Raw genomic sequence first — 20,003 nt, 5'->3', positions numbered from 1 at the left:
GCCTCTTCGCGGGCTTGCCCGCTCCCACAGGTACTGCACAGGTCTCTGGCTCAGCGCTGTGCCTGTGGGAGCGGGTTCACCCGCGAAAGGGCCGGTGCAGACAACACAATTTTCACAGACCTGGCGCAAAGATTTGTTACCCCGTAGCCACTACAGTACTTCCTGAGCGCCGGCAAGAGCGCTATTCCGACCTGATGACGAGGACCGATCATGGTTTCATCCACCCCCACGACCCATTACGCGCGCCTGTCCATCGCCCTGCACTGGCTGATGCTGGTGCTGCTGGCCGCTGTCTACGCCCTAATCGAACTGCGTGGCCTGTTCCCCAAGGACAGCGTCGAACGCAACCTGATGAAGGACCTGCACTTCATGCTCGGGCTCAGCGTGTTCGTGCTGGTCTGGTTGCGCCTGGCCATCCGCCTGAGCCGCCCGACTCCACCCATCGTGCCCAAGCCTGCGGCCTGGCAGACCGGCCTCGCGCACCTGATGCACCTGGCGTTGTACCTGCTGATGATCATCCTGCCGCTGGCCGGCTGGCTGATCCTCAGTGCCGCCGACAAACCAGTGCCGTTCTTCGGCCTGGAGCTGCCGCACCTGATCGGCCCGAATCCCGACCAGGCCAAGTTCATCAAAGGCTGGCATGAACGCATCGGCAGCTGGGGCTACTGGCTGATCGGCCTGCACGCGCTGGCCGGGCTCTATCACCACTATGTGCAGCGCGACAACACGCTGCTGCGCATGCTGCCCTACAAGTAACCGCGCCGGCCCTGCAGGCCGCCGGTGTGCACCACGATCAGGCGGGTGCCGGGCGCGAACAGCCCGGCCTCGACCTGCTCACGCAGGGCCAGCAGAGCCTTGCCGGTGTAGAGGGCTTCGAGCGGCACGCCTGTGTGCCGCTCGCAATCAGCGATGAACGCCAACTGATCAGCGTCGAATTTGCCGAAACCGCCACGGCAGGCGTCGTGCAGTTGGTAGCCATGCGCGCCGGCCAGTGCTGCTACCGCCTCCGGCACACCATGGTCCCTGGGTACCGCCAATGCACCATGCACCACATGTGCGCCCGCCTCGGCCATTACCAGACCGGCCAGGGTAGTCCCCGTTCCGGTAGCCAGCCACCAGGCGTCGTAACCCGACCAGCCCAGTGCCGCGATCTGCGCCCGTGCCTGCTGCATGATCAGCGCGCAACCCTGTGCACCGGCAAGCCCGCCTCCCCCTTCGGGGATGCAGTGCCAACCCGGGTAGCGTGCCTGCCAAGGGTCCCAGAAACCCGCTTGGTTTCGTGCGCGGTAGCCGCCATAGCCCAGCCAGTGCAGTTCCATGCCCAGCGTCTGCAGGTCACGCACGGTTGGCGTGTCCTGGGCGTGACCACGCAGCAGGCCGGCGGTGGCAAAGCCGAAGCGCTTGCCGGCAGCGGCCAGGGCGTGCAGGTGGTTGGAATGGTTGCCGCCGAGGCTGATCAGGCCCGGGGCGTTGCTGGCGCTGGCCTGTTGCAGGTGATGGCGTAGCTTGAACCATTTGTTGCCGCTGATCAGCGGGTCGATCAGGTCCAGGCGCAGGATGGCGGCTTCTACCTGGGCTTGTTGCAGCCAGGGCAGGATCAGGGGCTGCAGGGGGGCTTGGGGCAGGTCAAAGTGCATCGTGCGAGTTTACCAGTGAAAGCCTGGGGCTGCTTTGCGTCCCTGTGTGGGTTCACCCGCGAACACCGGCGCAGCCAGTGCCATACACCGCGCAGCCTTATTCGCGGGTGAACCCGCTCCCACAGGGCCGCAAAGCGGCCCCGGCGATCTCAGAGCTCAGCCGCCAATCTCGAACCTTGATTGATCGCCCGCTTGGCATCCAGCTCGGCCGCCACATCGGCCCCACCAATCAGGTGCACCGACTGCCCCGCCGCCACCAGCCCGTCCTGCAGTTCGCGCAGCGGTTCCTGCCCGGCACAGATCACCACGTTGTCCACCGCCAGCACCTGCGGCTCGCCATCGGCCACGCGAATGTGCAGGCCGGCATCGTCGATGCCCAGGTACTCGACGCTGTTGAGCATCTGCACCCGCTTGTTCTTCAACCCGGTGCGGTGAATCCAGCCGGTGGTCTTGCCCAGGCCGTCACCCACCTTGGATTTCTTGCGCTGCAACAGGTACACCTGCCGCGCCGGGGCATGCGGCTCGGCCTTGATCCCGGCCACGCCACCACGTGCCTGCAGATGGGTATCGATGCCCCACTCCTTCCAGAACGCCTCACGGTCCTGACTGGTGGCCACGCCCTGGTGCACCAGGTATTCGGAAACGTCGAAACCGATGCCACCCGCACCAATCACCGCGACAGCCTTGCCCACCGGCTTGCGCTCGAGCAGCACGTCGAGGTAGCTGAGCACCTTGGCATGCTCGACACCGGGGATAGCCGGCGTGCGCGGGGCGATGCCGGTGGCCAGGATGATCTCGTCGTAGCCACCGTCCACCAGGGCCTGCACATTGACCCGGGTGTTCAGGCGCAAGTCCACGCCCGTGCTTTTGACCTTGTTGCGGAAGTAACGCAGGGTTTCATGGAACTCTTCCTTTCCCGGTACCCGCTTGGCCACATTGAACTGCCCGCCGATCTCGCTGGCGGCATCGAACAGGGTCACCGCGTGGCCGCGCTCGGCCGCCACCGTGGCTGCCGCCAGGCCGGCCGGGCCTGCGCCGACCACGGCAATGCGCTTCACGGTGCGCACAGGCAGGTAGTTGAGCTCGGTCTCGTGGCAGGCACGCGGGTTGACCAGGCAACTGGTCAGCTTGCCGCCGAAAGTATGGTCCAGGCAGGCCTGGTTGCAGCCGATGCAGGTGTTGATCTCGTCGCCGCGACCAGCAGCGGCCTTGTTGACGAAGTCCGGGTCGGCCAGGAACGGACGTGCCATCGAGACCATGTCGGCATGGCCTTCGGCCAGCACCGCCTCGGCCACCTCCGGAGTATTGATGCGGTTGGTGGTGATCAGCGGAATGTTCACCACGCCGCGCAACTTGGCGGTGACCTTGCTGAAGGCCGCACGCGGCACCTTGGTGGCAATGGTCGGGATACGCGCTTCGTGCCAGCCGATACCGGTATTGATCAAGGTCGCGCCGGCCTGCTCGATGGCCTTGGCCAGCAGCTCGATTTCGTCCCAGGTGCTGCCGCCCTCGATGAGATCGAGCATCGACAGGCGGAAGATGATGATGAAGTTCGGCCCGACCGCGCCGCGCACCCGGTTGACGATCTCCACCGCCAGGCGCATGCGGTTTTCATAGCTGCCACCCCAGCGGTCGGTGCGGTGGTTGGTGTGGGCGGCGAGGAACTGGTTGATGAAGTAGCCTTCCGAACCCATGATCTCGACGCCGTCGTAACCGGCGCGCTGGGCCAGCACCGCGCAATTGACGAAGTCGGCGATCTGCTTCTCGATACCCGCCTCGTCCAGTTCCTTGGGCTTGAACGGGTTGATTGGCGCCTGGATCGCGCTGGGTGCCACCTGCCGAGGGCTGTAAGCGTAGCGCCCGGCATGCAGGATCTGCAGGCAGATCTTGCCGCCGGCAGCGTGTACCGCCTCGGTGACGATGCGGTGCTTGTCGGCTTCTTCCTCGGTGCTGAGCTTGGCCGCCCCGGAATACACCCCACCCTCATCGTTGGGCGCGATGCCGCCGGTGACCATCAGGCCGACGCCACCGCGGGCGCGCTCGGCAAAGTACGCCGCCATGCGCTCGAAGCCGCCCGGGCGCTCTTCGAGGCCGGTATGCATCGAGCCCATCAGGGTGCGGTTGCGCAAGGTAGTGAAGCCCAGGTCCAGCGGTGCGAGCAGGTGCGGGTAGCGGTCGGCGGCCATGGAAAGGTCCCCAGGTGGCGTATTCACGGAATGCGGGTGCCTCACCGGCTGGCGGACCCCGTCGTTTGTCTGCCTGCGACATTAAACAGACGTTTGAACGGGCTCAATGATCGAAACTGACAAGTTATTGATCCTCGCGCACAGCGCGACTACCCTAGGAAACTCTTGTTTCCAAGGCGCTGTCCTGCTTCATGCGAAAACTCCTGGCAAGCGCCCTGGCGCTGGTGATGATCGCCGCCCTCTGCGGCTACGGTTTCTGGACCCAGCAGCGCCCGGAAGGCCATTACCTGTCCGACCTGCGCATCGAACTGGCGCTGAACCATGGCGTGCCGGGCGAGCACGGCAACCTGCTTGGCGTCGAACCGCTGCTGTTCCCGGGCGACTACCAGAACCTGCAACGCCTGCACCGCAAGCTCGCGGCCTACCTGGAGCAAGCCCGCACCCAAGGGCTGGTCGGCCCGCGCACGGTGGTGGTGCTACCCGAGCACATCGGCACCTGGCTGTGGGCGCGTGGCGAAAAGAACGAGCTTTATCAAGTCACGCAAAGCCGCGAAGCCCTGCAATGGCTGGAACTGAGCAACCCGCTGCGCTATGGCCTGGCCATGCTCCGTGCCGACGGGGACGACTGGCGCGCCGACGCGCACCTGCGCATGAAAGCCGAGCAGATGGCTGCGGACTACCAGCAACTGTTCGGTGGCCTGGCCAAGGAATTCAATGTCACACTGGTGGCCGGCTCCATCGTGCTGCCCGCCCCCTACGTGAAACAGGGCGTGCTGCATGCCGGCAGCGGCCCGCTGTTCAACAGCAGCGTGGTGTTCGCCGGCGACGGCTCGCTGCTGGGCCAACCGCAACGCCAGCAGTTCCCCGACAGCGAAATGCGCCGCTATGTGCACGATGGCCGCCAGCACCCGCTGCAGGTATTGCAAACCCCTGCCGGGCGCCTGGGCGTGCTGGTGGGCAGCGACAGCTGGTACCCGGAAAACCACCAACAACTGGCCCAACAGGCAGTACAACTGATCGCCAACCCGGTGTTCCTCAGCGGCAAGGGCAGCTGGCAAGCGCCCTGGCGCGGCAATCGCCATCAGGATGCCAGCGCCGGGCTGCCCTTGCGGCGCGGCGAAGTCAGCGAACAGGCTGCATGGCAGCGACTGACCCAATCGGCCGGAACCAGCGTCAGCAGCATGAGCGTGTTCATGCGCGGGCAGTTCTGGGAACAGGGCAGCGACGGCCAGGGCTTTGCCCGCCAGGCGGGTGAATTGCTGGCAGGCACCCCCAGCCCTGGAGCCCGCCTGTTGAACCTGTGGTTGTAAGCCCATGGCCCGCCCCCGCGTGCGCCTGGGTGACCTGTCGGTTGGTTTTGTCCAACCGCTGACCGAGGCCCTGCGTGAACTGGGCCACGACCCCGAGCCGCTGCTGCGCCGCTATGGCCTGGACGCGGCACGCCTGGGCGAAGCCGGTGCGCGCTTGTCGATCCCGCGCTACATGCACCTGGGGCACGCTGCCATCGAGCTGTGCGGCGAGGCCGCGCTGGGCCTGCACATGGGGCGCCTGAGCCGCCTGGCGCATGCCGGCCTGGCCGGGGTCACCGCTGCCCAGGCACCGAACCTGGGCGAGGCGGCACGTACCCTGTTGCGCTTCGAACCGCTATACGCCGCCAACTACCGCGGCCACTCCAGTTTTCAGGAAGATGCCCAGGGCGCCTGGCTGCGCTTCTACTCCATCAGCCCCTACAACGCCTACAACCGTTTCGTGGTCGATTCGCTACTTGCCGGCTGGCTCGCCCAGCTTGCCGACCTGGCCGGTACGACCGTGCAGGCCGAACATATGGACATCGAGTTCGCCGCACCCGCCTATGCCGCGCGCTACCAGCCGCTGTGCAGCACACCCGTGCAGTTCGCAGCAGCGAGTAACCAGCTGCGCCTGAGCCGGACCACGCTGCAGCTGGCCAACCCCAGGCATTGCCCGAGCACCTGGCAGCACCTGCTACAGCTGTGCGAGGCGGAAATGCTGCAGCGTACGCGGGTGCGCAGCCTGGGTGAGCGCATTACCCACCTGCTGGGCCCGTTGCTAAATGGTGGCCGTGAACCGGACCTGGAAGAAGTGGCGCTGCACCTGCAACTGCCGACCTGGACCTTGCGCCGCAAACTGGCCGAGGAAGGCACGCGCTTTCGCGACCTGCTCAGTGAAACACGGCGCGACCTGGCCGAGACCTATATTCGCGATACGGAGTTGGCCTTCGGCGAGATTGCCTATCTGCTGGGGTTTGCGTCGGCCGAGGCCTTCCAGCGCGCGTTCAAGCGCTGGACGGGCCTTACACCGGGAGAGTTTCGCCGCAGCCAGCGGCGGGCGGGCTAGAGCTCTGTAGCGTCGTCAGCCGGTTCCGGGGTGTCCAGTTCATAAGCCTGGAATTCGAGAAGTTCTTCTTGGTATTCGTCCATAGCCCTAAGCCCTCTTCACTCATTTTTCCTGGTAACTGTCGCCTCACCCTAGTCAGGAAGGATGAAGGAATCATGACAAGCTTATGATCCGGTGCCCAGCAATCGTTAGCCCCGTGCTACTTGATATTAGCCGTTTGTAGGTCATGCAGGCTTTAGACGGCAGGCCCAAGCCGAACTACGCGTGCGCAGTGCTGGCTGTGCTCCCCCGTGCAGTGCGCGAGCATGCCGTAGCCATTTCTGTCGCCGCAGGTGTGCCCCATGACAAGCTCAGCCTGGCACTAAGTGCTCTGGCGACTGCGCACTCAGCGCCCTTTTCAACACTTCGTAGAGTTTGCCGTCACCCGATTGAGCAACGTTGAAGCGCAGGAAATCCCCCGCCGTCATGGATTGGCTGAACGCATTACCGGGCGCCAGCACTACACCTTCATTCAGGCAGGCCCTGGCCAGCGTTGCTGCATCCTTGCCTTGAGGGAGCTGGCACCAGAGGTACATGCCTGCCTGGGGAATCATCCACGGCTTGATACCAATGGCCTGAAGCCTCGGCACCGTTCTGTCCATTGCCTCGCCTAACCGGTGGCGGACACCTTCCATGTGTTTTCGGTACCCGCTATCCGTAATCGCTTGATAGACGATGTCCGCGGCCAAGCGTCCAGCGCCGAAGGTGGTCGCGATCTTCAGGTCGACCAGGCTCTCGATCCATTCACCACGGGCGGCGATGTAGCCGCATCGGATTGAAGCAGAGATGGTCTTGGAAAAGCTGCCTATCTGAATCACACGCGAGAGGCCGTCGAAGGCAGACAGCCGTGGCGCGGGCGTATTCTCGAAATCCGCGAAGATGTCGTCCTCCACGATCACCAGGCTAGAGGTGTCGGCCAGCTTCAGCAGCCTGTGCGCGGTGACCGGGGACAGGCTGGCCCCGGTTGGGTTGTGGATGCCGGAATTGGTGATGTACAACCTGGGTGCGTGCCTGAGCAGGGCTGCGCCGAACGCCTCGATGTCCGGGCCCGTGTGCGTGTAAGGTACCCCGACAATCTTCACCCTGTGGGCTTTGAGCAGTGCGTGAAAATTGAAATAGCAGGGGTCGTCGACCAGGACCGTGTCCCCCGGTTCCAGCAGAAAACGGCAAATCAGGTCGATGGCGTGGGTGCCCGACTCGGTGAGCATGATCTGTTCCAGCGGGGCTTCGATGCCGATGCCAGCCAGCCGTCGCGACAGGAACTGCCTGAGCGGCGGATGCCCGAGCGGCGACGCGTACTCGGCCAGTTTTACCGTGTCGGAACGGGCAGCGACTCGCAGCGCTTTACGCATGCCGGCTTCGTACATCCAGGAGGCAGGAAGCCACCCGCACCCTGGTTTCAGCGCATCGCTGGAGGTTTCAAGAGACTGCCGCGAGATCCACAGCGGGTCGACCTCACGATCGAGCCTGGGGCCGAGTTCGGTCAGTGCCAAGGGCGCCACGGGCCCTGCCACGTAGTAGCCAGAGCCAGGGCGGGCGCTGAGCACCCCCTCTGCCATCAACCGTTCATAGGCCTCAAGTACGGTAGAAACCGATACCTGCATGGCCTGCGCCATTGCCCGGACCGAAGGGATCCGCGTACCGGGTGTGTAGGTCCGGGAGGCTATCCTCGCCTGCACCTCACCCATGACGGTCCGAATCAGCGTTCCACTGCGTTTCATCGCACCCTCAACTGTGCTGGATTAATGTGCATAACAGTTCGGTCAAACTGTATTGGATTGTACATGGCCTTGGTGAACGCGTCAGTGATGTACTGAACCCAGACTTATCGAGGACTGGGCGATGGAAAAATCAACAAGCGGATGGATCAACGGCTTCATAGGCGTCGCCATCTTCGCCGGCTCGCTGCCGGCCACCCGTGTGGCAGTGACGGCCTTCGAACCGACGTTCCTGACCTGTGCCAGGGCAACGATTGCCGCTCTGTTGGGGGCGCTTTTCTTGCTTGTGCTGCGCCAGCCTCGCCCTGAACGTGGTGACCTGTGGTCATTGGCGGTAACAGCGTTGGGCGTGGTAATCGGTTTCCCGCTGCTGACGGCACTGGCCCTGCAGCATGTAACCTCTGCGCATTCCATTGTCTTTGTCGGGCTGCTGCCGCTGTGTACCGCAGGGTTTGCCGTGCTGCGGGGCGGTGAGCGACCTCGGCCACTGTTCTGGTTGTTCTCGTTGACGGGTGCCGGAATCGTCGTTGGTTATGCGCTTATGAATGGTGGGGAGGCATCGGCGCTGGGCGATTTGCTGATGATGGCGGCGGTCATCGTCTGTGGGTTGGGTTATGCCGAAGGGGCGCGGCTGTCGCGGACGTTGGGGGGTTGGCAGGTGATCAGTTGGGCGTTGCTGGTGGCGTTGCCGCTGATGCTACTACTGACAATCACTAATCTTCCGACACCAGATGCCTTCGCCAGAGTAAGCGCCCCTGCGTGGTTCAGCCTCGGCTACGTTTCACTGTTCAGCATGCTGATCGGTTTTGTGTTCTGGTACCGAGGGCTGGTCCAGGGTGGCATTGCAGCAGTAGGCCAGTTGCAACTCTTTCAGCCGTTCATGGGGCTTGGGCTGGCAGCGTTGCTGCTGCACGAACAGGTCAGCTGGATGATGCTTGTGGTGACGCTGGGGGCTGTCATCTGTGTTGCCGGGGCCAAGAAGTACGCCTTGTAGCTGTCGATTCAGAAAAAAGCGAATTGGGAAGGCTTCGCCAAGCCGCAGCGCGCCTTGGGGACCTCCGTAAGCTGTTCGGACCGGGGCAGTTGCACAGCACAGGGCCAAGTTCATGGGCACGGAGGATTTTGCCCCATGGCGGTACTGCGCAGATGTTGAGAACTGCGCAGTACCTGTGGGAGCGGGTTTACCCCTACAGGCAAGCCATCAGAGGGCGGGGGACGCGGGCTCAGCGGCCTCGGCAGGCTGTGCTTGCTGTTGTACTTCAATAGGCGCAGCCTCAGCCGGCGGCGCCACTGGCTGCGAGCCCTGGCTGTCATCCAGCACCGGCGCTGCTACCGCCTCGCTGGCCGGGGCTACAGGGGCCGGGGCTGGCGCCGCTTCAACCAAAGGCGCCGCCACCGGGGCCGGAGCCATCGGCGCTGCGGCGGCCTGCTCCGGCAGCCCCAAGGCAGCCGCTGGCGCGTCGACCTTCGGCGCGGGCTCCTCGACCTTGGCCTTGCTCTCCTGTTTAGGCTTGGGCTTTGGCAGGTAGCTTTCAACCAGGGCGAAATAGCGATCATAGAACTGCGCCGCTGTCACAGTCTCGCTGGCCACCTTGACCATCGAGTCGTCGCTGGAGCCGATCGGCATCGAAACCGACCCCAGTACACCAACGCCCAGGCTGGCGGAAGTGTTGGACTTTTTCAGGGCGTAGCGGTCCTGCAGGGCGTTGGCAAACATGGTCGAACGCTGCTCGTCGCTCACATCCGGCGCACAGGTGACGTTGAAACTGATCTGCAGGTGGTTCTCGCTGTTCTGCTGGAAGCTCTTGTTGCCCACCACCTGGTTGGCGCCGCTGCTGGTGATGATGTAACCCTGGCTGAGCAAGGCGCGTCGGGCGGCCTCGCAGGAGCCGGCATCGCTCACCGGGAAGCTGCGCGAGAAGGTGCCCGAGTCATCGAAGTTCTCGTGCTCGTAGACGGCGGCTTTTTTCGAGGAACAACCGGTCACGCCCGCCAGCACCAGGGCCAGCCCGAGCGCACCAAAGACGGAAGATCTGGTCATTGCGAATTCCGGGTAAGTCAAGAAGGTGCCTATTGTGCAACACAGCAGGCAGGCACAGGAACCGCTGATCGGTGAAGAGTCTGTCAGGTTCGTGTAAATCTGGATCAAGGGCGGCAATTGCCAGACGCAAAAACGAAAAAAGCGACCCTAAGGTCGCTTTCTCGTGGCTTCGAGACGTTCAAGGGGCCTCGAAGCGAAGATGGCGCAGCGGACGGGACTCGAACCCGCGACCCCCGGCGTGACAGGCCGGTATTCTAACCGACTGAACTACCGCTGCGTATCATTCAGGCTTGCGCCCGATTGAAACCTGGGTCTACCCTTCCGGCGCGATGGCCTCAGGACAGGCACAAAAAAAGCGATAACGTGATCGCTCCTTTTGTGTTTGCTTCAAGGTGTTCAAGGGACCTTGAAACGAAGATGGCGCAGCGGACGGGACTCGAACCCGCGACCCCCGGCGTGACAGGCCGGTATTCTAACCGACTGAACTACCGCTGCGTATCGTTCAGGCTTTCGCCCGATTGAAACTGGGATCAGCCCAAGGCGTTTACCTTGTGGCTTCAGACCGGTGCCAGGCACCCATCTGATACTGAAAAATGGCGCAGCGGACGGGACTCGAACCCGCGACCCCCGGCGTGACAGGCCGGTATTCTAACCGACTGAACTACCGCTGCGCAGTGCGTTCCTCTCTGGCTATCGGTTTCTTGCGAAACCTGAAGCACCAGGAACATCTCAGGAAGTGGTGGGTGATGACGGGATCGAACCGCCGACCCTCTGCTTGTAAGGCAGATGCTCTCCCGGCTGAGCTAATCACCCTCGCGATGTTGCTTGTTGCGTTTGCTTCGCTGAGGCCGCGAAATTTACGCAGGTGGCGAAGCTAAGTCAATAGCCCCATTGAATTTTTTTCAGAAAGGAGCAAAAAGCGGTTCGGTTGCCTGTGGCGGCCTCTTCGCGGGTAAACCCGCTCCCACAGGTACCGCACAGGTCTTGAGAACTGCGCTGCATCTGTGGGAGCGGGCGTGCCCGCGAAGAGGCCGGTACAGGATATGCACAAGGCTCAGGTGTAGATCATCTTGCGGGTCATGCCGCCATCGACCACGAACTCCTGGCCGGTGACGAACGCCGCTTGCCGAGACAACAGCCAGGCAACCATGGCCGCCACGTCTTCCACCGTCCCTACCCTGCCCGTCGGGTGCTGGGCATGGTCCGCCTCGGTCAACGGCTCGGCACGGCGCTGCGACGGATCACGGGCATCGATCCAGCCCGGGCTCACCGCATTGACGCGAATCTCCGGGCCCAGGCTCATGGCCAAGGCATGGGTCAAGGCCACCAGGCCGCCCTTGCTCGCTGCGTAGGCCTCGGTATCGGGTTCGGATTGCCGTGCCCGGGTGGAGGTGAGATTGACGATCGCCCCATTGTGCGCACGCAGGTACGGCGCACAATGCTTGGCCAGCAGCATCGGGCCGTTGAGGTTGACCGCCAGCACCCGGTTCCACTGCGCCAGGCTCAGGCTTTCCAGGGTCTGGTTGTGCGGGTTGGCGATGGCCGCATTGCACACCAGCGCGTCCAGGCGACCAAACTGCCCCAGCACCTCCGACACCCCGGCGCTGACCTGGGCCTCGTCGGCAACGTCCATGGTGATGAACCAGGCATTGTCACCCAGCGCCTTGGCCGCCTTTGCGCCGCGCTGGCGGTCGAGGTCGCTGAGCACCACCTGCCAGCCTTCGCAGATCAACCAGGCGGCAATACCCAGGCCGATGCCGCGTGCGGCACCGGTCACCAGGGCTACCCGGCCGTTATGGCCGGGCGTGCCGCCGCGAATTTCAATCACAGTGCCGCCAACCCGCGCGCCAGGTCGGCCTGCAGGTCGGCCACATCTTCCAGGCCCACGGCAACCCGGATCAGGCTGTCGCGGATACCCGCGGCTTCACGCTCCTGCGGCGTCAGGCGACCGTGGGAGGTGGTGGCCGGGTGGGCGATGGTGGTCTTGCTGTCACCCAGGTTGGTGGTGATGGAAATCACCCGGGTAGCGTCGATGAAGCGCCAGGCGCCTTCTTTGCCACCCTTGACCTCGAAGCTGACCACCGCACCGAAGCCACTCATCTGGCGCTTGGCCAGTTCGTGCTGCGGGTGGCTCGGCAGGCCGGCGTAATGCACCTTCTCCACGCCCTCCTGCTGCTCCAGCCATTCGGCCAGCAGCTGGGCGCTTTCGCAGTGCGCACGCATGCGCAGGCGCAGGGTTTCCAGGCCCTTGGTGAAGATCCAGGCGTTGAACGGGCTGAGGGTGGGGCCTGCGGTACGCAGGAAGCCCACCACTTCTTTCATCTGCTCGGCACGGCCGGCAACCACGCCACCCATGCAGCGGCCCTGGCCGTCGATGAACTTGGTGGCCGAGTGGAACACGATGTCGGCACCCAGCTTCAGCGGCTGCTGCAGCGCCGGGGTGCTGAAGCAGTTGTCCACCACCAGCATGGCGCCGTGGGCATGGGCGATTTCGCTGAGCGCGGTGATATCGACCAGCTCTGCCAGCGGGTTGGACGGCGATTCGACGATCAGCAGCTTGGTATTGGCCTTGATGGCCTTTTCCCAGCCGGCGAGGTCGACCAGTGGCACGTAGTCCACCTGCACGCCAAAGCGCTTGAAGTACTTCTCGAACAGGCTGATGGTCGAGCCGAACACACTCTGCGACACCAGCACATGGTCACCGGCACTGCAAAGCGACATCACCACGGCGAGGATCGCCGCCATGCCGGTGGAGGTGCCCACAGCCTGCTCGGCGCCTTCCATCGCCGCCAGGCGCTCCTCGAAGGCACGCACCGACGGGTTGGTGTAGCGCGAATAGACGTTGCCTGGCGTTTCGCCGGCAAAGCGTGCGGCCGCATCGGCAGCCGTGCGGAACACATAGCTGGAGGTCAGGAACAGCGCTTCGCTGTGCTCGGCCTCCGGTGTACGGTTTTGACCGGCGCGCACCGCCAGGGTGTCGAAACCGACACCCTCGAGGTCACTGTCCAGTCGTCCGGCATCCCATTGATCCGTCATGCCGTCGCTCCCGAAATCAGTTGTTGTAGAGGTCGATGATCGCACTGACCGCCTGGTTCTTGGCCTTGGCCAGGTCGTTACGAGCCTGCTCGATGCGGTCGAGGTAGGCTTCGTCGATATCGCCAGTGACATACTCACCGTTGAACACCGCACAATCGAACTGATCGATCTTGATCTTGCCGCCACCGACCGAGTCGATCAGGTCCGGCAGGTCCTGGTAGACCAGCCAGTCGGCGCCAATCAACTCGGCCACCTGTTCGGTGGTACGGTTGTGGGCGATCAGTTCGTGAACACTCGGCATGTCGATGCCGTAGACGTTGGGGTAGCGCACGGCAGGAGCTGCGGAGCAGAAGTAGACGTTCTTGGCGCCGGCTTCGCGGGCCATCTGGATGATCTGCTTGCAGGTGGTGCCGCGCACGATCGAGTCGTCCACCAGCATCACGTTCTTGCCGCGGAACTCCAGTTCGATGGCATTGAGCTTCTGGCGTACCGATTTCTTGCGCGCGGCCTGGCCTGGCATGATGAAGGTACGGCCGATGTAGCGGTTCTTGACGAAACCTTCGCGGAACTTCACGCCCAGACGGTTGGCCAGCTCCAGGGCCGCGGTGCGGCTGGTGTCCGGGATCGGGATGACCACGTCGATGTCATGCTCGGGACGTTCGCGCATGATCTTGTCGGCCAGTTTTTCACCCATGCGCAGACGGGCCTTGTACACCGACACGCCATCCATGATCGAGTCAGGGCGGGCCAGGTAGACATGCTCGAAGATGCACGGTTGCAGCTTCGGTGCTTCGGCGCACTGCTTGGTGTGCAGCTGGCCTTCTTCGGTGATGTATACCGCTTCGCCCGGCGCCAGGTCGCGGATCAGGGTGAAGCCGAGGACGTCCAGGGCCACGCTTTCCGAAGCGATCATGTATTCCACGCCTTCGTCGGTGTGACGCTGGCCGAACACCACCGGGCGGATGCCGTTGGGGTCGCGGAAGCCGACGATGCCGTAGCCGGTGATCATCGCCACCACGGCGTAACCGCCAACGCAGCGGCTGTGCACGTGGGAAACCGCGGCGAACACGTCTTCTTCGGTCGGCTGCAGCTTGCCACGCACCGCCAGCTCATGGGCGAACACGTTCAGCAGTACTTCCGAGTCGGAGTTGGTGTTGACGTGGCGCAGGTCGGACTCGTAGATCTCCTTGGCCAGCTGCTCGACGTTGGTCAGGTTGCCGTTGTGCGCCAGGGTGATGCCATACGGCGAGTTGACGTAGAACGGCTGCGCCTCGGCCGAGGTCGAGCTGCCCGCCGTCGGGTAGCGCACGTGGCCGATACCGATGCTGCCGACCAGGCGCTGCATGTGGCGCTGCTGGAACACGTCGCGCACCAGGCCATTATCCTTGCGCAGGAACAACCGGCCGTCATGGCTGGTCACGATACCGGCAGCGTCCTGGCCGCGGTGCTGGAGGACCGTAAGCGCGTCATACAGCGCCTGATTGACGTTCGACTTACCGACGATACCGACGATGCCACACATGCGACGCAACCCCTACTTTGACGAAACTTGAGTGAATAGTGCTCAGGGCTTTGCCGGCCCGAGCAACTGTTCCTTGAACGGAAGATCAGCTGGAGTGCCGATCAGCCCACTAGGTGTCCACTGGCCGGTAAAACCCAGGATCAGGTTTTTCGACCAGTCGGCGACCAAGAGAAATTGTGGTATCAGGCGTGATTCCTGCCACCAGGTGTCTTGTTGAACCGGCCCCAGGCTGATCAGCCCGATGGCCACCACCACCAGCAAGGCCCCGCGCGCGGCGCCAAAGGCCATGCCCAGGAAACGATCGGTGCCGGACAGCCCGGTCACGCGAATCAGCTCGCCGATGAGGAAGTTGATCATGGCCCCCACCAGCAAGGTGGCGACGAAAAGAATGGCGCAGCCGGCGATGACGCGCATCGACGGCGTCTGGATGTAGCTTTCAAGATACACCGAGAGCGAACCGCCGAACATCCAGGCAACCGCACCGGCAATGATCCAGATGAGCAAGGACAAGGCTTCCTTGACGAAGCCGCGCTTGAGACTGATCAGTGTGGAGACGGCGATGATCGCGATGATCGCCCAATCAACCAAGGTAAATGCCACGGTGCTGCCTGCAGACGTTTGAGGCGGCGCATTTTAACAGAGCGGCGGGCTGGGAGTAAGCGGAATGTCGGGTGGATTAGCATGCGCACTTCTGTAGGAGCGGCCTTGTGTCGCGATCGGGCCGCACAACAGCCAAAATCGCTAGGGCCGCCATGCGGCCAGATCGCGACACAAGGCCGCTCCTACAAGGGCCCGAGTCAGCCAGACTCAGCTGCGCTCAGGCTGGAAACGCACCACGAAGCCCTTGAGGCTGCTCTGGCGGTTGATGGCGTCGCGCACGCGCTCGGCCTCGGCCCGCTCGATCAGCGGCCCCACGTACACCCGGTTCATGCCACCCGCCGAGCGGATATAGGCGTTGTAACCCTGGCTACGCAAGGTTTGCTGCAGCTTTTCGGCCCCGGCACGGTTGGACAGGCTGGCCAACTGGATCGACCAGCTGACCGGCAGGCCATTGACGTCGATCTTCGATGGCGCCGTCGGCACGGCCGGCTTGGCTGCCGGCTGAGGCTCGACCTTGGCCACAGGCGCCTGCGGCTTGGCAGGCTGAGGCTGGGGCTGCACCTGCACTTGAGGCTGGGTCTGCGGTGACGGTGTAATCGGCTGGCTGGGCGTGCTCGCCGGCGCGGTGGACTCGTCCACCACCACCGGTGGCTGTTGCGGCTCTTGCGCAATGGCCTGCGGCTCCGGCACTGCGACCGGCTCCACCTTCACTTCCGGCAGGCTTGGCATGGCCGGCGCCTGCGGGGCATCGACGCGCACCTGACGCATCTCGTCCTCGCGGGTGAACAGCATCGGCAGGAAAATCACCGCCAGCGCCACCAGCACCAACGCACCCACCATGCGCTGTTTCATCCCTTTATCCAGCACTGCCATCTACTCCACCCTCCTGGGCGTGCCGCTCCAGCCATTCCAGTGCCTGGGCAACACAGAAAAACGAACCGAACAGCAAGATCTGGTCATCCGCCGTTGCCTGCGCGCATTGCCCTTCAAGGGCAGCATCGACGCTGGCATAAGACTTCACCGCGGCGCCGACGTTCGTCAAGGCCATGGCCAGCTCCGCAGCCGGGCGGCTGCGCGGGGTATCCAGTGGCGCCACTGCCCAGTCGTCGACCAGCCCCTGCAGCGGCGCGACAACACCGTCCAAGTCCTTGTCGGCGAGCAGGCCGAACACCGCCAGGCGGCGCCCCTTCAGCGGCCGGGCCGCCAGGCGCCGGGCCAGGTACTCCGCGGCGTGCGGGTTGTGCCCGACATCCAGCAACAGTTCCACCGGCTTGCCCTGCCAGCTCAGCTGGCGACGGTCGAGGCGACCCGTGATGCGGGTATCCAGCAGCGCCTGGCGAATCTGCCCGGCGTCCCAGGGCAGCCCCATCAGCAGGTAGGCCTGCAGGGCCAGCGTGGCGTTTTCCATGGGCAGGTCGAGCAAAGGCAGGCCAAGCAGCTCTACCGGCGCTCCATCAGCCGCAGTACCCCGCCAGCTCCAGCTGCCATCGGCAATGGCCAGGTCGAAGTCACGACCACGCAGGAACAGCGGCGCAGCCAGTTCGGCGGCCTTGTCCAGCAGCGGCTGAGGCGGATCCAGGTCACCGCACAGTGCCGGCTTGCCCTGACGGAAGATGCCTGCCTTCTCGAAGGCCACCAGCTCGCGGGTATCACCCAGGTAATCGACATGATCGACGCCGATGCTGGTCACCAGGGCCAGGTCGGCATCCACCACGTTCACGGTGTCCAGGCGGCCACCAAGCCCCACTTCCAGTACCACGGCATCCAGCTGCGACTGGTAGAACAACCAGAACGCGGCCAGAGTGCCCATCTCGAAGTAGGTCAGGGAAATTTCGCCCCGCGCCGCCTCGACGGCGGCGAAGGCTTCGCACAGGCGCTCATCGCTGGCCTCTTGGCCATCGATCAGCACCCGCTCGTTGTAACGCAACAGGTGCGGCGAGCTGTACACGCCAACCTTCAACCCCTGGGCACGCAGCAGCGAGGCCACGAAGGCACAGGTCGAGCCCTTGCCGTTGGTGCCGGTCACCGTTACCACACGTGGCGCCAGCTTGCCCAGCGCCAGCCGGGCAAGCACCTTCTGCGACCGCTCCAGACCCATGTCGATGGCCGAGGGGTGCAACTGCTCGAGGTAGGCGAGCCATTCGCCCAGGGATCGTTGTTTCATCACGCGACGGCAGCCGCCTCACGCGCTTGCTCCGGGGTTTCCTGGCCGGTCATCTGCGCCAGCAGGCGGGCCAGACGCGGGCGCAGCTCGCCACGAGAGATGATCAGGTCGATGGCGCCGTGCTCCAGCAGGAACTCACTGCGCTGGAAGCCTTCCGGCAGCTTCTCGCGCACGGTCTGCTCGATCACGCGCGGGCCGGCGAAGCCGATCAGTGCCTTCGGCTCGCCGACGATCACGTCACCGAGCATGGCCAGGCTGGCGGAGACACCACCGTACACAGGGTCGGTCAGTACCGAGATGAACGGGATGCCTTCTTCGCGCAGGCGCGCCAGCACGGCCGAGGTCTTGGCCATCTGCATCAGCGAGATCAGCGCTTCCTGCATGCGTGCACCGCCCGAGGCGGAGAAGCAGACCATCGGGCAGCGGTGCTCCAGGGCATAGTTGGCCGCGCGCACGAAGCGCTCGCCGACGATGGCACCCATGGAGCCGCCCATGAACGAGAACTCGAAGGCGCTGACCACGATCGGCATGCCCATCAGGGTGCCGCTCATGGAGATCAGGGCGTCCTTCTCGCCGGTTTGCTTCTGCGCGCCAGCCAGGCGGTCCTTGTACTTCTTGCCATCACGGAACTTCAGGCGGTCGACCGGCTCCAGGTCGGCGCCCAGTTCGGCACGGCCATCGGCGTCGAGGAAGATGTCGATGCGCGCACGTGCGCCGATGCGCATGTGGTGGTTGCACTTGGGGCAGACATCCAGGGTCTTTTCCAGCTCCGGACGATACAGCACGGCCTCGCAGGCCGGGCATTTGTGCCACAGGCCTTCAGGCACCGAGCTCTTCTTCACCTCGGAACGCATGATCGAAGGGATCAGTTTGTCGACTAACCAGTTGCTCATGCTTTCTTTCTCCAGTATTGGCAGGCGTGGTCCGGTGTCGCCGGCCCTACCCTGCCCTTGAGCTCAAAATCTTTATGAAACGATGATGGACCGGCCGCCGGGACTACCAGCGCGCCACCCCACCGCTAATGTGTTGTGTTGCCGCCACAGGCACAGGCGGCTGCCCCGCAGGGCTGCGAAAGCTATGGACGATGGCGCGCAGCCAGCCGTCACATCTGCCATCACGCCTGTTTCACCGCACGCATGAAGGCCTCGATCTTCGCCGCGTCCTTGATGCCCTTGGCTTGCTCCACGCCGCCACTGACATCCACCGCGTATGGCCGCACCTGGGCGATGGCCTGGCCGACATTGTCGGCAGACAGCCCGCCCGCCAGGATGATCGGTTTGCTCAGGCGCGCAGGCACCAGCGACCAGTCGAACGCTTCACCGGTGCCTCCGGGTACGCCCGGCACGTAGGTGTCCAGCAGAATGCCGCGGGCACCAGCGTAAAACCGGCAGGCCGCCTCCAGGTCGTCGCCCGGGCGTACGCGCAGGGCCTTGATCCAGGGGCGGTGGTAGCCTTCGCAGTCCTGTGGGGTTTCGTCGCCGTGGAACTGTAGCAGGTCCAGCGGAACCGCTTCGAGGATCTCGTTCAGCTCGCAGCGCGAAGCATTGACGAACAAACCGACCGTGGTCACGAACGGCGGCAGCTCGGCAATGATCGCCCGCGCCTGGCGCACGTCCACGGCGCGCGGGCTCTTGGCATAGAAGACGAAGCCGATGGCATCGGCCCCCGCTTCGGCAGCGGCCAGTGCGTCTTCGATGCGGGTAATCCCGCAGATCTTGCTGCGAACATTGCTCATGGACAGCGAACCCTGCTTGTTACGGTGAAAGGCCGGATGTTAGCAAATGACTTTTCGCCCGTCAGTCTGCCAATGCTTCGTAACCGGTCAAAAAGTGTGGACCGATGTAACGCTTGGGCAGCGCGTACTCCTCGGGGTACTCCACCTGCACCAGGTAGAGGCCGTATGGGTGCGCCGTGACCCCACCTTCGCGGCGGTTGCGCCCTTCCAGCACCTCACGCGCCCAGGTGACCGGGCGCTCTCCGGCACCGATGGTCATCAGTACACCGGCAATGTTACGCACCATGTGGTGCAGGAAAGCCGTGGCGCGCACGTCCAGCACGATCATCTGGCCATGGCGGGTGACGCGCAGATGGTAGATGTGCTTGATCGGCGACTTGGCCTGGCACTGGCTGGCGCGGAAGGCACTGAAGTCATGGGTACCAAGCAGGTACTGCGCGGCTTCGGCCATGCGTTCGACATCCAGCGGGCGGTGGTTCCAGGTGACTTCCTCGGCCAGGTGGGCCGGGCGGATCGGGTCGTTGTAGATGACGTAGCGGTAACGCCGGGCGCAGGCCTTGAAGCGGGCATGGAAGTCGGCCGGCATCGGCCGCGACCAGACCACGCTGATGTCATGGGGCAGGTTGAAGTTGGTGCCCATGGTCCAGGCGCGCTCATCGCGCACGGCGCGGGTGTCGAAGTGCACGATCTGCCCGCAGCCATGCACACCGGCGTCGGTGCGCCCGGCGCAGATTACCGAGATGGGCTCGTTGGCCACCTTGGACAGGGCCTGCTCCAGGGCCTGCTGGACACTGGGCACGCCACTGGCCTGGCGCTGCCAGCCACGATAGCGCGCGCCTTTGTATTCCACGCCCAGGGCGATGCGGAAGTAGCCTTCGGCCGCAGACTCGGCGGCGGCGGTGTCGATGATGTCCAAGAGCATGAAACCTGTGGGGGGTGTACGGAATGGCGGGGATTATAACGACAACGG

Annotated in this window: 17 protein-coding genes and 4 tRNA genes; 4 read left to right on the top strand and 17 right to left on the bottom strand. The window is 64.1% G+C overall.

What is annotated here, in order from left to right; translation table 11 throughout:
- Positions 1-210 precede the first annotated feature (210 nt).
- Complete coding sequence (gene cybB / locus E5221_RS08945) at positions 211-756, top strand: cytochrome b561 (protein ID WP_013971622.1); 546 nt, start codon at positions 211-213, stop codon at positions 754-756.
- On the opposite strand, the gene E5221_RS08940 is transcribed toward cybB, so the two are convergent.
- Together E5221_RS08940 and E5221_RS08935 are read right to left on the bottom strand one after the other, a co-directional pair.
- On the bottom strand, positions 747-1,637 hold the full coding sequence (locus E5221_RS08940) for a pyridoxal-phosphate dependent enzyme (protein ID WP_061552333.1): 891 nt from the start codon (positions 1,635-1,637) through the stop codon (positions 747-749). The two genes, cybB and E5221_RS08940, sit on opposite strands and share 10 nt — an antisense overlap.
- 149 nt (positions 1,638-1,786) lie before the next feature.
- Positions 1,787-3,823 carry an NADPH-dependent 2,4-dienoyl-CoA reductase gene (locus E5221_RS08935; protein WP_247847151.1) on the bottom strand — a complete coding sequence of 679 codons (2,037 nt, stop codon included), beginning with the start codon at positions 3,821-3,823 and terminating at the stop codon, positions 1,787-1,789.
- A gap of 191 nt (positions 3,824-4,014) precedes the next feature.
- Between E5221_RS08935 and E5221_RS08930 the strand changes: the two genes are divergently transcribed.
- Both E5221_RS08930 and E5221_RS08925 read left to right on the top strand, forming a co-directional pair.
- Positions 4,015-5,133, top strand: a complete 1,119-nt coding sequence (locus E5221_RS08930) for a nitrilase-related carbon-nitrogen hydrolase (RefSeq protein WP_013971619.1) — start codon at positions 4,015-4,017, stop codon at positions 5,131-5,133.
- Between the two features lie 4 nt (positions 5,134-5,137).
- Positions 5,138-6,178 (top strand): AraC family transcriptional regulator, encoded by a 1,041-nt coding sequence (locus tag E5221_RS08925; protein WP_247847150.1) that lies wholly within the window; start codon positions 5,138-5,140, stop codon positions 6,176-6,178.
- Between the two features lie 350 nt (positions 6,179-6,528).
- Here E5221_RS08925 and E5221_RS08920 read toward each other — a convergent pair whose 3' ends face one another.
- Complete coding sequence (locus tag E5221_RS08920; protein WP_061552336.1) at positions 6,529-7,938, bottom strand: PLP-dependent aminotransferase family protein; 1,410 nt, start codon at positions 7,936-7,938, stop codon at positions 6,529-6,531.
- Between the two features lie 121 nt (positions 7,939-8,059).
- Between E5221_RS08920 and E5221_RS08915 the strand changes: the two genes are divergently transcribed.
- On the top strand, positions 8,060-8,929 hold the full coding sequence (locus tag E5221_RS08915) for a DMT family transporter (RefSeq protein ID WP_061552337.1): 870 nt from the start codon (positions 8,060-8,062) through the stop codon (positions 8,927-8,929).
- A 207-nt stretch (positions 8,930-9,136) separates the two neighbouring features.
- Here E5221_RS08915 and E5221_RS08910 read toward each other — a convergent pair whose 3' ends face one another.
- The 14 genes from E5221_RS08910 to truA form a co-directional block, all read right to left on the bottom strand.
- A complete protein-coding gene (locus E5221_RS08910; RefSeq protein WP_247847149.1) occupies positions 9,137-9,976 on the bottom strand; it encodes a DUF2242 domain-containing protein in 840 nt (279 codons plus the stop codon).
- A 200-nt stretch (positions 9,977-10,176) separates the two neighbouring features.
- Positions 10,177-10,253, bottom strand: a tRNA-Asp gene (locus E5221_RS08905).
- A gap of 141 nt (positions 10,254-10,394) precedes the next feature.
- Positions 10,395-10,471: transfer RNA gene (locus E5221_RS08900), tRNA-Asp, on the bottom strand.
- A 99-nt stretch (positions 10,472-10,570) separates the two neighbouring features.
- A tRNA-Asp gene (locus E5221_RS08895) sits at positions 10,571-10,647 on the bottom strand.
- A gap of 66 nt (positions 10,648-10,713) precedes the next feature.
- Positions 10,714-10,789: transfer RNA gene (locus tag E5221_RS08890), tRNA-Val, on the bottom strand.
- Between the two features lie 241 nt (positions 10,790-11,030).
- A complete protein-coding gene (locus tag E5221_RS08885; RefSeq protein WP_013971614.1) occupies positions 11,031-11,804 on the bottom strand; it encodes an SDR family oxidoreductase in 774 nt (257 codons plus the stop codon).
- Positions 11,801-13,012, bottom strand: coding sequence for an O-succinylhomoserine sulfhydrylase (locus E5221_RS08880; RefSeq protein WP_003258500.1), 1,212 nt, complete (start codon positions 13,010-13,012; stop codon positions 11,801-11,803). Before E5221_RS08880 ends, E5221_RS08885 begins: the two co-directional genes overlap by 4 nt.
- A gap of 16 nt (positions 13,013-13,028) precedes the next feature.
- Positions 13,029-14,534 (bottom strand): amidophosphoribosyltransferase, encoded by a 1,506-nt coding sequence (gene purF / locus E5221_RS08875; RefSeq protein ID WP_247847147.1) that lies wholly within the window; start codon positions 14,532-14,534, stop codon positions 13,029-13,031.
- A gap of 42 nt (positions 14,535-14,576) precedes the next feature.
- The gene (locus E5221_RS08870; protein ID WP_013971612.1) at positions 14,577-15,134 is read right to left on the bottom strand and encodes a CvpA family protein; all 558 of its coding nucleotides are present in this window, start codon (positions 15,132-15,134) and stop codon (positions 14,577-14,579) included.
- Positions 15,135-15,341: 207 nt separating this feature from the next.
- The gene (locus E5221_RS08865) at positions 15,342-16,007 is read right to left on the bottom strand and encodes an SPOR domain-containing protein (RefSeq protein ID WP_247847145.1); all 666 of its coding nucleotides are present in this window, start codon (positions 16,005-16,007) and stop codon (positions 15,342-15,344) included.
- Positions 15,991-17,298 (bottom strand): bifunctional tetrahydrofolate synthase/dihydrofolate synthase, encoded by a 1,308-nt coding sequence (folC, locus tag E5221_RS08860; RefSeq protein WP_061552340.1) that lies wholly within the window; start codon positions 17,296-17,298, stop codon positions 15,991-15,993. Before folC ends, E5221_RS08865 begins: the two co-directional genes overlap by 17 nt.
- Positions 17,298-18,191: an acetyl-CoA carboxylase, carboxyltransferase subunit beta gene (gene accD, locus E5221_RS08855; RefSeq protein WP_013971609.1), complete on the bottom strand. Its 894-nt coding sequence runs from the start codon at positions 18,189-18,191 to the stop codon at positions 17,298-17,300. The genes folC and accD overlap by 1 nt, the downstream gene beginning before the upstream one ends.
- A gap of 221 nt (positions 18,192-18,412) precedes the next feature.
- Positions 18,413-19,033 carry a phosphoribosylanthranilate isomerase gene (locus tag E5221_RS08850; RefSeq protein WP_061552341.1) on the bottom strand — a complete coding sequence of 207 codons (621 nt, stop codon included), beginning with the start codon at positions 19,031-19,033 and terminating at the stop codon, positions 18,413-18,415.
- 61 nt (positions 19,034-19,094) lie between these two features.
- The gene (gene truA, locus E5221_RS08845; protein ID WP_061552342.1) at positions 19,095-19,955 is read right to left on the bottom strand and encodes a tRNA pseudouridine(38-40) synthase TruA; all 861 of its coding nucleotides are present in this window, start codon (positions 19,953-19,955) and stop codon (positions 19,095-19,097) included.
- Positions 19,956-20,003 lie beyond the last annotated feature (48 nt).

Source organism: Pseudomonas sp. A2, from assembly GCF_023100865.1.
GTDB lineage: Bacteria > Pseudomonadota > Gammaproteobacteria > Pseudomonadales > Pseudomonadaceae > Aquipseudomonas > Aquipseudomonas asiatica.
Note: the sequence above shows the minus strand (reverse complement) of the source record. Positions and strands in the feature narration are given on the sequence as shown.